This window comes from Paenalcaligenes sp. DL 309 (genome assembly GCF_057475285.1).
On the sequence record NZ_JBYBKW010000002.1, the window covers coordinates 124,801 to 137,012 of the forward strand.

Genomic DNA, 12,212 nt, shown 5'->3' on the forward strand with positions numbered 1-12,212 from the left:
TTGGTAATTTTTTAGTAATAAACAGTTACTTTTATAATAGAGTAATTGCATTGACTGCATCTATGTTTGTCTGCGTTCCATCAAGGCCCAAGCAATAGTGCTCGCATCTACATATTCCAGCTCACTGCCAGCCGGCACGCCACGTGCTAGACGTGTCAGTTTTACGTCTTGAGTGCGTAAAAACTCAGCTAAATGATGGGCGGTGGTTTCACCTTCAGCGGTATAATTAGTGGCTAATATAACCTCTCGAACCTCCGCTTCTGAAGCTCGATTAGCAATACGCTGAAACTGTAACGCATTAGGCCCTGCTCCCTCTAAGGGTGCTAAGCGTCCCATCAACACATAATACAGCCCGTTGTAGCTATGACTGGCTTCCACCATATTTTGATCAGCCGGTGTCTCAACAATACATAGCAATCCGGCATCCCGCTGCGGATTAGTACAAGTACTGCAAACTTCTGTCTCGGTAAAACTATTGCAGCGTCTACAATGTACTAGACTTTTTGCCGCATGATCTAAGGCATGACTTAAATCTTGCGCACCTATTACATCGTGCTGCAATAAATGATAAGCCATGCGCCGCGCAGTGCGCTCACCTACACCAGGCAGGCGTTTAAACGCATCGATTAAATCGCGCAGCGGCGCTGGCTCAGGTAAAACAGGGTTTGTCATTTAAAAGGGTAATGACATACCTGGGGGCAAGGGCAAGCCTGAGGTTACGCCTGACATTTTTTCTTGTGAGGTGCTTTCTGCTTTACGTAAAGCATCATTAAAAGCCGCTGCCACTAAGTCTTCAAGCATGTCTTTGTCGTCTGCCAACAAAGAAGGATCAATGTGTATACGACGCACATCGTTACGGCAAGTCATAGTGACTTTCACTAGACCACCACCTGAAGCCCCTTCCACTTCAATATTAGCGAGCTCTTCTTGGGCTTTTTTCATGTCTTCTTGCATTTGCTGAGCTTGACGCATCAAGCCAGCGATTTGACCTTTCATCATAGTGATTTGTCCTTTATATATTTAAAAAAGTATAGCAATGGGTTTATTTTGCCTGTATAGAGTCAGGCACAATTTGTGCATCAAATTGCTGTATGAGTGCTAGTATAAACGGATTTTGTTGTGCGTCGGTTTCAGCCTGTGCTTGACGCTCTGCTAACTCGGCTTGTGCCATCGCAAAAGCCGTCTCGTCACTAGTGCTACCGTATTCAATCTGTAAATGTAACACCTGACCGAAGTACTCATTTAAGACCGTATTAATACGCGCTTTGGCTTGGCTATCATCAGCTGAACGTATCTCTACGCGCAACACCACTTCATTACCATCACAAGATATCCACTCTGCTTGCTGCGCTAACTCAGCCGCCCAACCGGATAAAGGCAACATAGGTGCTAATTCAGCCCATTGAGTACTATTTATACTTTGTGGCGCGGGTATTGCAGCACTGGCAGGCTCAGGCAGCTCTAAGGCTTCTACCGCCTGCTGAATGGCCTCTTCCATAGGAATAATAACAGGGGGAGTATTGGCATCATCAACTGCTTTCTCATCAACCTCCCCCGGTATAAAATCCGGCTCTGGCCCCGGATCATCAAGCTCCCACGGCGGAATATCATCAGCAGAAACAGGAGCTGAGGGTAAGGGTTGCATCTGCTGACCACCTCGCTCAACCATAGGGGGCTGAATCCCTACACGCGCCCCTTCAGGTTCAGGTTCAGGTTCAGGTTCAGGTTCAGGTTCAGGTTCAGGTTCAGCAGTTATTTTAACTGGAGCCGTAGGATCTACGGGATCAGACACAGGCAAACTGCCTGCCGGCGTTAAAGCATACATACGTAGGCAAGCCATAATAAACCCCGCGTACTCATCCGGCGCTAACGCCAACTCATCGCGGCTATGCACAACTACGGAGTAGAATAACTGCACATGATCAGGTGATAACTGCTGGGCCAGTGTTTGAATAGCAGCAAAATTAGGCTCATCAGCCGGTAAAGCGCCTGGCACGCGCTGCTCAATAGCAATACGTGATAACAGCACGGCAAGATCAGCCAAAGCCCCACTAAACGACAAACCACGCAATGCTATATCGTCAGCAATGGTCACGAGTTGCGCGCCATTACCTTCCACCAAAGCCGTTAGCACATCAATAAGATGTGCTTGATCTATGGTGCCTAACATGCCTTGCACTGCTTCAGTACTCACCATGCCGGCACTATAAGCAATGGCTTGATCCGTCAGCGACAAAGCATCTCGCATCGATCCTGCGGCGGCTTGGGCCAATAAGCGCAAGGCGGGTCCTTCCGCGCCAATTTGCTCTTGGTTTAACACATTCTGTAAATGCTCTTCGATGGCAGGCACTGTCATTTGCTTTAAATTAAACTGCAAACAACGTGACAATACCGTAGGCGGGATTTTTTGCGGGTCGGTGGTGGCTAAAATAAACTTAACATGAGCCGGTGGCTCTTCCAACGTTTTGAGCATGGCATTAAATGCATGCCCAGTAAGCATATGCACCTCATCAATCATATAGACTTTATAACGGGCGGCACTAGGCGCATAAACGGCCTGCTCTAGCAGCTGTGTCATTTCATCTACACCACGGTTTGAGGCGGCATCTAGCTCAACATAATCGACAAAGCGCCCTTGATCAATCTCCACACAGGAGCGACAGCTACCACACGGTGCAGCGCTTACCCCTTGCTCACAATTTAGCGCCTTAGCCAAAAGACGGGCTAAAGTGGTTTTACCTACACCACGCGTGCCTGTAAATAGCCAGGCATGATGTAATCGCTGTGAGTCCAAAGCGTGAGTGAGAGCACGCACAACATGCTCTTGACCAATAAGGGTATCAAAAGAACGTGGGCGCCATTTACGAGCCAATACTTGATATGTCATGTAGGGGGAGAACGGTAAATAGAAAAAAGCACTAAGGCTAGGCAAAGTGTACCGAATTTAGAGCAAATGGGGGAGATTGATAGGCAGATAAGCCGTAAAAGAAGGAGGTGAGCCTGACTTCGGCACTGGATCGATACAACCTTGGCTGCTTCGTTCCCGACCTGACCAGTTGAGCTGTTGAACCATGCGAAGGGGCTCACCAATAACTAGTATAGCACCAATCTCAAAAAATTAAAGCTCACACCACAAATCAGCCCGGGGAAAATAAAGTGCAGCCACCGCCTTACGCCCATCAAAGGCCGTCACTTGCTCACAATAACGACGCAACTGCGCGGCATAACGATTACGCATCACAGTTAAAAACGCTTCATTTGACTGCCCTGAGTTTGGCTTAGCTGTTTTGTAATCCACAATCAACCACTGATCTTCTTGAGAGATAGCTAAGTCAATAATAGAAACCCGCCCTTCCGCATCAAGCAAAGTCCACTCTCTATAGGCTTTAGCTACATCTAACAACCATTGCCCCCGTTCACTATTCAATGTGCGTATTAAGGTGTCTTGTACTTCTGTTAATGCTTCTGAGACTTCGGCTTGAGTGACGCCTGCGCGTAATAATTGACGTTTAATTACAGTGGCACTTTGTACAATGCGCTCAGTTTGCCATTGTTCTCTCCCATCACGCCCTATACGTTCCAGCCACGCATGGGCAACAGTACCAACAGCGGCTTCTTTAAACGGCTCTTCATCCCATTGCCAATGATTAACTCCCGCAGGCTTGGCGCGCGCCCGTACAGCGGGCAAAGTCTCTAAAGAAGCGAAGCGGTGTAGAAACGTGTGAGCAGATTGATTTTGATTTAGGGGTATTTCTTTTTGCGCTAAGGGCGTGGCTGCGTGAAAATCCGCTTCTACGGCAGGCCAGAGTAAATCTAAGAGCGATCCTTTCTCTATTTTAATTTCATTGTCTTTATTAAGTTCAGCCAAAGCAACTAAATGCAGTTGAGCTCGCGCCCGGGTTACTGCGACGTACACCAGACGTTGTAGCTCATAATACGTACGTTGATTTTCTCGCTCTTTAATAAACTGGCTCATGGAATCTTTTTCTTCGGCATCACTGGCTTGCACCATACCCACATATAAACGCCCTTGGCTGCTTTGCTCAAAGCGTAAAAGCGGCTCACTGTCAGGGCGTGGTCTACGGTTTAAATCGTATAAAATCACGGACTCAAACTCTAGGCCTTTGGCTTTATGAATAGTCATCACCTCCACGGCACGCTCGGCATTTTGAGCCGTAGCAAAAAGCCGCGCAATTTGCTCTTCGAATAAATCCAAATCCAAATCGCCATAAGGCGCAATTTGCTCTAAAAGCCTAAACACATTTTCCGCATCCACCCTATCACTTACCGAAGGGTAGGCGTGCTCGCCTCCTAAACGCAACCAGCAATGCTCTGCCATAGCAGCAAAAGGCAAGGTACCACTACGATATGATTCATCTAAAAGTACAGCAGCTACGTGCTCCAAACGCTGCCACTCACCTTCTAGCAATAAGGCCTGCTGCTCCGGGCTTTCTTGCAGAGCACGAATTAACGCAGGAATGGTGCTATGACGATCATAACCACATAAGCTATGAAGGCTATGCAAACGCAAACCACAAATAGGAGAGCGCAATAAAGACAGCCACGCTAAACGGTCCCCGGGGTGACTGAGTGCTCGCACCAACTGCACAATGTCTTGCACCACAGGCCTTGCACTCAAACTATCAATATCTACGGCTTTGGTGGGTATGCCTGCGTTATTTAGCGCCCGCATTACCTCACCTAAGTGCGTACGTGCCTTCACTAATACAACGACTGGTTTACTACTATCTGGATATTGCTCTAAGGCGGCTGTACATAGTGCCACTACGCGCTGCTCGGCTATTACACGGGCTTGTTTGGCATCCATGATTTCCGCATCTTCTTTTTTATAAACAAAGGGATGCGTAATAACGCCTGCGTAAGGTTGTTCCTTATTAAAGGCATCGGAGGGGTTATAACTAACCGCACCTAAATCCACATTTAATTGCGTGGGAAATAAATGCTGCCCTAACTGATTTACCCATTGCACCACATTCGCCGAAGAGCGGAAGTTATTCGTTAACTTCACTGCCGTGAGCGCCACATCGCCCAAGCTTTCTTGCTCTTGCACCTCTAAAAACAAGCCCACTTCCGCTTTTCTAAAGCGATAAATAGACTGCATAGGGTCACCCACTAAAAAAACCGTACGGCCATCGTCATACTCCCAACCCGAGGTTAAACGCTTTAGTAACCGCAACTGATTTAAACTGGTATCCTGAAACTCATCAACTAATAAATGACTAATACTCCTATCTAAGCGTAATAAAAGCTCAGAAGGATCCCCTTTTTCACCTAATGCACTTAAAGCACGTTGGGAAATTTCAATGAAATCAACTTGGCCCGTCTCCATAAAAGCAACGCGTAGCTGCGCTACCGTTAGCCACAACACCTGTGCTAAGTGATGCAGTAACTCCAGTTGTGCTGCACTGTATTCAGCCGGTAAATACTGTATAGCTAATAACGGCTCTAACCAAGGGCTTCCTGCGTTTTCCTCTTGCTCTAACCAGTCTTTTACTTGCTGTCCCAAGGCCTTATTGCCACCGGCCGGTAAACCTACTCTGGCATTAATCCCTCCAGATTTACGCAAAGCGCCCCCCGTCGTTAAAAAAGGGATTAATGCCTGCCATCGTGCTAAATCTTCAGGTATGGGCACCAACGGATCATCTGCAGACCAAGAGGCCAATGCCTCCAGATTCGTATTGCCTTTAGCTAATAAGTTTTCGTTTGCATACACAGCACTAGAGGCCAATTCCTGCCAGCCTAAAGGCATCTGCGCTGCTACACGCTCCAAGTATTCAGCAATAGTGTCATACAAATACACTTGCAAACTATCCGTCATGCTTGCAGCTTCATTTAATACGGGTAACCATTGATCGCGCACACCCAGCATATCAATCAGCAGCTGCTCTAAGCCCGCTATATTGACGCCTAAATGTTTGATTAAATAAGCAATGGAATCATGGGTATCTGCCATTGCAATAGTCGCTTGAGCGGCTTGTAGATACAAAGCACTCGCCTGCTCAGACACCTTAGGCACCCCACCTAAACCACTCATCCAAGGCATAGCACGCACTAAATGCGAACATAGAGAATCAATGGTACGAATACTGAGCCTTGCGGGATGCGTTAAAAGGTCCCAGCCCTGTTTAGCGTTATTCGCCATAGCTTGACGCGCCAAATACCAACTTTGTTTTCGGTACGCTTCTTCAGGCTCAGCCCCCGAGGCCGATTGTAATTTCTCAATAACACGAGCGTGCATCTCAGCTGCTGCAGCACGCGTGAAAGTAATGGCAACGATTTCTTCAGGTCGTTGCACTAATGCTAACAAGGCTAAAATGCGATCAGTAAGTAACTCCGTTTTCCCGGAACCTGCTGGTGCCTGCACTAAAAATGAACGTCTAGGATCCACCGCATCAACACGGACTTGATAATCACTCGGTTTATTCGCGCTCATCTATAGCCTCTTGAGTTAAACGTAAAAAAGGTAATACATCGCAGTAGCGTAAATCATTTTCATCTACTAAGTAGTTGGCGGCGTAACCCGTTAAAAACTCATCGCGCATGGCGTTTACTTGGGTTTGCAAATGGGTTTTCAATCGCTCCCAACTGCCTATTTTTTGTGCTATGTTTTTCTCTTCTGTGCCGGTCAAGCCTACTTCCTCACTTCCATAACCACACAAGCCCGATTGATAATGAATAAAAGCAAAAGCCAAACCGGCTACCTCTTTACTTTGCTCAGCTAAAATGGCCGCGTAAATGGGTAACTGCAGTTCTATAGGGCGCGGTCTTAGCCACGCCAAATAATCCCTATTCATTTTGCCCGTTTTATAATCAATTAATACATACTCACCATTATCTAACTGGTCAATACGGTCTATACGCATATTGGTGGCAAAATTAGCTAACTGATGCTTTTGCTCTAAGGCTTCAATAGTAAAGTCCGGACGCTGTCTGTCTATTTCCAACCAAGCACTTAGTACCTGATAGCCCCGTTCGATCTCTAAGCTCCGAATTACTGTAGACAGGGTCGATAAATGCGTTAACGCGGCTTGCTCTAAGGCGGTTTGCAACCACTTTTGTGCGGCTCCCTGCTGCCAATGCTGTCTTAGCTGCGCACTAGTGGCTGGTTTTATTTTTTTCCAAAACTGCTCTAACGCATCATGAAGAAAAATACCGCGCCACATACGCAAAACACCACTGTCGTTATAAGCGGCTAGAGCAGTAGCATGCAAACGATGTTGTACAAAAGCCCATAGGGGGTTACGTGCTTGCTTATCTAATAGGGCTGTACCACCAAATATTTTCTCTTGTGGCGCCACTGCAGGTCCTTGATTATCTTCCAAAACTTCTAAAACTACTCTTGTCTCTGGAGTCAGCTCTGCCATTAAAGGATCTTCAGCGGTGATAGCAGTGATCTGCGCAATTAAAGGACTAGGTCTTAATAACTGCCCGTCATCTTGCACAGCATGACTAAAAGTAATCCGTGGAGCGGTCTCTTGCAACGCTTTAATCATATTACGTGCCCACTGTAACTCACGTTCCGGTGTGGCACGCGGAGCTTGGGCTTGACGTAATACCGCATAAGGAATAAAAGGGTTAGGGCTAGGCACAGCCGGTAGCACCTCATCGGTAACGCCCAATACCCAAATGGCATCCCAGTGACCGCCTTCCGCCTCTAAAAGCCCTAATACATCCAATCGCGCTAAAGCATCACGCTGCGGTTGAAACAAAGTTTCATGTAAAAAACGTCCGAAGATTCGCACGACTTGTGGCAGCGATAACTTTCCAAATACCGGTGCTAAACGAGAAAATTGACCCAAACGTTGATCAAAGGCTTGCATGGTTTGATAGGCATGACTATCTAAAGAGGCTTCGCCTGGGAAACCTAGTATTTGCAATAGCTGACGTAAATGCGGTACCCACTGAGCCGGTGTGTATTTTTTATTATGTTGCAATAAGTATTGTTGTGCTTGCTGCCAAGCCGGCCCCAAAAGCTCACAGGTATGCAACTGCTCTTGCACCGCATCCAGACTAAGAAACTGAAACTGCTCTTGGCGCCAACGCACATCAAGCATGGCACGCGTGTTTTTTTCCGACTGCATCCCTACGCAATGTCCAGCTAAGAGGGCTGCTCCCATGGTACTACTACGAATTTCTGCCGTCGTTGATTCCGCTAAGGCGTTCAACCAAGCTAAGGCTGCATGCACCAAAGGCCATTCTTTCAAAGGTCTACCTACCGCTATATTCCAACTAAACCCACTCTTTTTAGGATCGGTCGCTGCCAACTCATGCGCTAACACCCTACGGGCATAGGCGGCTTGATTTTGTAAATCTAAAGCCACAATAGCAAAACGCCCCTGTGGATATTGGTGCAATTGCTGCGCTGCCCATTGCGCTGCTATACGCCACTCAGCATCAGGCGTAGGCGCTTCTACACGATTGCACTGCACCTCGGCTTGAACTTCTTCCTCATAAGTGTATACACATAACCCTTGCTGCTCTAAGGCCTGAAATAGTCGCCTTAAACGCCTAGAAACATCATGAAAACCCACTAACACAATATAGCGCCAGTGGGGGCTATACTGCTTTTGCTCTAAGGCCTCCACTACACGTTGTGTGGCTTGGTTTTGATCATCCAAATCGTGTGCAGTCAAATGCGCTTTGTAGGCTTGACGCCACTTTTGAAATCGAAAATAATCCTCATGATCCTCAGCGTTGAGTACCTCTAGCTCCCACTCATCAATCAGCTGATCGGCTTCAGCTGCCATTTTTGCTGCCTGAGGTACATCTATAAGCCAGGTATCTTCTGAATCTTGGTTATAAATCGTTTGTTCCCATAAATGCAAACTACTAAAAGCATCTAACAAATAGGAAGCGGGGGCGGCTTGAGCGTTAAAGCTAAGATCATCATTGGCCTGTCTTAACCACGCAGATAAAGGCATAATATCCGGTACCGCTATGGCTTTTTTTTGCCCTTGAGTTTCTGCTAACAACTCACGCTGTAACTGAGACAATAAACGCCGTGCAAAGCGATTATTTACTGTAAGCACCAAGGTATCATTGCTGTCTAAACCCTGTAACTGCGTAAACGAAATAGAACCATACATATGAAAACACCCATAAAAGTATAGAATACTATAATTATGTCTACAGAAAACTCCCCCTCCTTCGAGCTAGCAGGCTCCATTTGGTTTCACTCAGGTAAATTAAACTGGGGCAACCCCCGCCGTATGGCGCTTTTAGCGGCCATCCATGAACTAGGCTCCATTTCTGCTGCTGCGCGCCACATAGAGCTCAGTTATAAAGCGGCCTGGGATGCTATAGACACCATGAATAATCTGGCTGAGGAACCCTTAGTGCTTCGCACTACCGGTGGCCAACGTGGTGGTGGAGCTTCTTTAACCCCGCGCGCCATAGAGATTTTAGAGCTGTACCAACAGCTTGATGAAGCCCATCAACGTTTTATGCAACATTTATCCAAGGCTAAGCCTGGGTCAGATAAGATTTTGGACTTACTGCAAACTATGATGATACAAACCTCCGCACGTAATAACTTTGCTGGTACTGTGGCTAAAATCACCCTAGGTGCGGTGAATGCCGAAGTGGCATTAGACATAGGCGACGCGCAACCCATTATTGCTTCTATCACTAATGAAAGTGTGGAAAGCATGGAGCTTAAAGAAGGGGCTAAAGCCTTAGCTTTTTTAAAAGCCTCATCCATTATTATTGGTTTACCCTCAGATAACAAACTCTCAGCACGTAATCAACTAAAGGGTAAAGTAGTGCATGTAGAAGCCGGTGCAGTGAATGCAGAAATTGGTCTAGCGCTGTCTGAGCAGCACCGTATTACGGCCATCATCACCATGGAAAGCCTACAACGTTTAAAACTAAAAGTGGGTCAAGAAGCCGTAGCCATCTTTAAAGCCTCTAGTGTATTACTAGGCACTATGGACTAAGGCCAATTCAACCTGCTCTTGCTGAGCCAAGAGTTCAAGGGGGCTACATTGCCCCACTATCTTACCTTCTACAATTTTATATACTTCATCCGCCAACATAATGGCGTCTTCTGGGTCATGAGTAATAATAATAGAAGGTATGTCTAACTTACTTTGTAATTGAGCCAACTCTTGGCGCATACGTACCCGCAAATGGCTATCTAAAGCCGCCAGAGGTTCATCTAATAATAATAGCTCTGGGGCTACTGCTAAAGCACGCGCTAAAGCTGTGCGTTGTTTCTGGCCACCGGAGATTTCAGCTGGGTAGTTGTTTAATATAGGCTCTAACTCAAAAGCCTCCACCCATCGTTTCGCTGCTGCAGGCAGCCATTTCTTTGGCGGGTTAAAAACCCCTTTACGCAAGCCAAAACTGATGTTTTGCCCCACGGTTAAATGCGGAAACAACCCATAATCTTGTAACAAATAAGCAAGCTTACGCTTTTGCGGAATAATATTAACACCGGTTTTAGAATTAAACAGTACTGTGTTATTTACGCGTATCTCGCCCGAATCAGGGGTTAATAAACCAGCCATCGCTTGAATAGTTAAGGTTTTACCTGAGCCGGACGGACCATACAAAGCAATACGTTTTGCTTGAGTATTTATTTGTATGTTGAGCTCAAAATGCCGAGTAGCCGCCTTTAATACGCGCTGGATAGTAATAGTCACTGACATAACTAATGCTGCCTTTTATGACGTTGCTGAGCTGGCGTTAATAAACCGGCGCAACACAAAACCACAATGCAAGTTAATGAAGTCACTGCCACCAAAACCATAGCGAAATGATCATTACCACTTTGTACCGCCTCATAAATGGCAATAGATAAGGTTTGAGTACGGCCGGGAATACTGCCAGCAATCATTAAGGTAGCACCAAACTCCCCTAGCGCTCGTGCAAAAGCCAACAACACCCCCGCCATAATACCGCGCATGGCCAAAGGCAAACTGACGCGAAAGAAAACTTGCGTACTTGTTAAACCCAACACTAGGGCGGCATCCTCTAAGCGATGATCCACATCTTCAAAGGCGGCTCGTGCTGATTTCAAAACCAAAGGAAAAGCCACTACCGTGGCGGCTATGACGGCACCTTGCCAAGTAAATACCAGCTCGATGCCAAATTTACCCAACCATTCACCCACTACGCCACGACGACCGAGTAAAACCAGCAAGTAATAACCTATCACCGTAGGCGGTAACACTAGCGGTAAAGTCAAAACGGAATCCACTAAATTACATAAGGGCGAGCGCCAACGTGAGAGTAAAAATGCTACGCTCACACCAAAAATAGCCGCAAACAAAGTAGCCCAAAGAGCAACTTTTAGTGAGAGCAATAAAGGGACCCATAAATCAGACATGATTCGTTTTGAACCTTACATCTTAAGGCTGGCTAAAGCCATATTTAGCTAATACAGCTTGGCCTTCATCAGATAATAAGTAGTCTTCGTAAGCTTGAGCGAGTTCAGCTTGCTTTGCGTCTTTAACAATAGCAACAGGGTAAGTAACAGGCACAGTGGTTTCTAAGGTTTCTACTACCAGCACCTTGTCTTTCATAATGGCGGCATCAGTAGCAAATACAAAACCGGCATCTACCTCACCACGTGCTACGTAGTCCAATACTTGACGCACATTTTGCCCTAGGATTTTGTTTTTTTCTACTGTTTCCCAATTACCGGACTTCTCTAAAGCGCCTTGCGTATAACGACCTACCGGTACGGAGTCCGGATTACCATAGGCAATACGAGTCACCTCGTTTTGATCTAAATCTGCAAGGCTTTCAATTTTTAAAGGATTATCTGCTGGCACAATAAGCACCACTTTATTTTGAGCAAAATCCTTACGAGTGTCAGCAGCAATAGCCCCGGCCTCCATGGCTTTATCCATGGCTTTTTGATCTGCTGAGGCATACACATCTACGGGAGCCCCATTCACAATTTGCTGCATCAACACATCAGAAGCCGCAAAACTATTTAATACATTCGTTCCTTCGTGTTTTTTCTCAAAGTTTTTTCCAATTTCTGTAAACGCATTGGTTAAACTAGCAGCGGCGGAAACCACTAAATCTGCTGCTGCAGCAGGCATTGAGGTTACCGTAAAAGCTAAAGCACTACTCAGCAAGAGAACACGCCATGATTTTTTAGTTTTAGCAGTTTGCATGAGGACTTCCTTATGGTTTTGTGTATAGTTAAATATATATAAAGTGTGTAAAGTATAGGGAAG

Annotated in this window: 9 protein-coding genes and 1 other RNA gene; 1 reads left to right on the plus strand and 9 read right to left on the minus strand. The window is 46.3% G+C overall.

Annotation, left to right across the window (positions count from 1 at the left end; all coding sequences use genetic code 11):
• Positions 1-60: 60 nt before the first annotated feature.
• The 6 genes from recR to AC2UZJ_RS03315 all read right to left on the minus strand — a co-directional run bounded on the left by recR (position 61) and on the right by AC2UZJ_RS03315 (position 9,107).
• Positions 61-672: a recombination mediator RecR gene (gene recR / locus AC2UZJ_RS03290; RefSeq protein WP_486948697.1), complete on the minus strand. Its 612-nt coding sequence runs from the start codon at positions 670-672 to the stop codon at positions 61-63.
• The gene (locus tag AC2UZJ_RS03295) at positions 673-999 is read right to left on the minus strand and encodes a YbaB/EbfC family nucleoid-associated protein (RefSeq protein WP_486948698.1); all 327 of its coding nucleotides are present in this window, start codon (positions 997-999) and stop codon (positions 673-675) included.
• Positions 1,000-1,042: 43 nt separating this feature from the next.
• Positions 1,043-2,887, minus strand: coding sequence for a DNA polymerase III subunit gamma/tau (dnaX, locus tag AC2UZJ_RS03300; protein WP_486948699.1), 1,845 nt, complete (start codon positions 2,885-2,887; stop codon positions 1,043-1,045).
• 103 nt (positions 2,888-2,990) lie between these two features.
• Positions 2,991-3,088: signal recognition particle sRNA small type (gene ffs, locus AC2UZJ_RS03305), an RNA gene on the minus strand.
• A gap of 30 nt (positions 3,089-3,118) precedes the next feature.
• The gene (locus AC2UZJ_RS03310) at positions 3,119-6,454 is read right to left on the minus strand and encodes a UvrD-helicase domain-containing protein (RefSeq protein WP_486948700.1); all 3,336 of its coding nucleotides are present in this window, start codon (positions 6,452-6,454) and stop codon (positions 3,119-3,121) included.
• Positions 6,441-9,107: a PD-(D/E)XK nuclease family protein gene (locus tag AC2UZJ_RS03315; protein WP_486948701.1), complete on the minus strand. Its 2,667-nt coding sequence runs from the start codon at positions 9,105-9,107 to the stop codon at positions 6,441-6,443. The genes AC2UZJ_RS03310 and AC2UZJ_RS03315 overlap by 14 nt, the downstream gene beginning before the upstream one ends.
• Before the next feature lie 36 nt (positions 9,108-9,143).
• On the opposite strand from AC2UZJ_RS03315, the gene AC2UZJ_RS03320 reads away from it, so the two are divergent.
• Positions 9,144-9,956 carry a TOBE domain-containing protein gene (locus tag AC2UZJ_RS03320; RefSeq protein ID WP_486948702.1) on the plus strand — a complete coding sequence of 271 codons (813 nt, stop codon included), beginning with the start codon at positions 9,144-9,146 and terminating at the stop codon, positions 9,954-9,956.
• On the opposite strand, the gene AC2UZJ_RS03325 is transcribed toward AC2UZJ_RS03320, so the two are convergent.
• The 3 genes from AC2UZJ_RS03325 to modA are packed head-to-tail and all read right to left on the minus strand — an operon-like array spanning position 9,939 to position 12,149.
• The gene (locus AC2UZJ_RS03325) at positions 9,939-10,670 is read right to left on the minus strand and encodes an ATP-binding cassette domain-containing protein (RefSeq protein WP_486948703.1); all 732 of its coding nucleotides are present in this window, start codon (positions 10,668-10,670) and stop codon (positions 9,939-9,941) included. The genes AC2UZJ_RS03320 and AC2UZJ_RS03325 overlap by 18 nt on opposite strands.
• Positions 10,671-10,672: 2 nt before the next feature.
• Positions 10,673-11,350 carry a molybdate ABC transporter permease subunit gene (modB, locus tag AC2UZJ_RS03330; RefSeq protein ID WP_486948704.1) on the minus strand — a complete coding sequence of 226 codons (678 nt, stop codon included), beginning with the start codon at positions 11,348-11,350 and terminating at the stop codon, positions 10,673-10,675.
• Between the two features lie 22 nt (positions 11,351-11,372).
• Positions 11,373-12,149, minus strand: a complete 777-nt coding sequence (gene modA, locus AC2UZJ_RS03335) for a molybdate ABC transporter substrate-binding protein (protein ID WP_486948705.1) — start codon at positions 12,147-12,149, stop codon at positions 11,373-11,375.
• Positions 12,150-12,212 lie beyond the last annotated feature (63 nt).

What these genes read in the sequence shown, in the direction of transcription:
- recR (WP_486948697.1), bottom strand. Translation starts at nt 672, where the DNA reads ATGACAAACCCTGTTTTACCTGAGCCAGCGCCGCTGCGCGATTTAATC.
- AC2UZJ_RS03295 (WP_486948698.1), bottom strand. Translation starts at nt 999, where the DNA reads ATGATGAAAGGTCAAATCGCTGGCTTGATGCGTCAAGCTCAGCAAATG.
- dnaX (WP_486948699.1), bottom strand. Translation starts at nt 2,887, where the DNA reads ATGACATATCAAGTATTGGCTCGTAAATGGCGCCCACGTTCTTTTGAT.
- AC2UZJ_RS03310 (WP_486948700.1), bottom strand. Translation starts at nt 6,454, where the DNA reads ATGAGCGCGAATAAACCGAGTGATTATCAAGTCCGTGTTGATGCGGTG.
- AC2UZJ_RS03315 (WP_486948701.1), bottom strand. Translation starts at nt 9,107, where the DNA reads ATGTATGGTTCTATTTCGTTTACGCAGTTACAGGGTTTAGACAGCAAT.
- AC2UZJ_RS03320 (WP_486948702.1), top strand. Translation starts at nt 9,144, where the DNA reads ATGTCTACAGAAAACTCCCCCTCCTTCGAGCTAGCAGGCTCCATTTGG.
- AC2UZJ_RS03325 (WP_486948703.1), bottom strand. Translation starts at nt 10,670, where the DNA reads ATGTCAGTGACTATTACTATCCAGCGCGTATTAAAGGCGGCTACTCGG.
- modB (WP_486948704.1), bottom strand. Translation starts at nt 11,350, where the DNA reads ATGTCTGATTTATGGGTCCCTTTATTGCTCTCACTAAAAGTTGCTCTT.
- modA (WP_486948705.1), bottom strand. Translation starts at nt 12,149, where the DNA reads ATGCAAACTGCTAAAACTAAAAAATCATGGCGTGTTCTCTTGCTGAGT.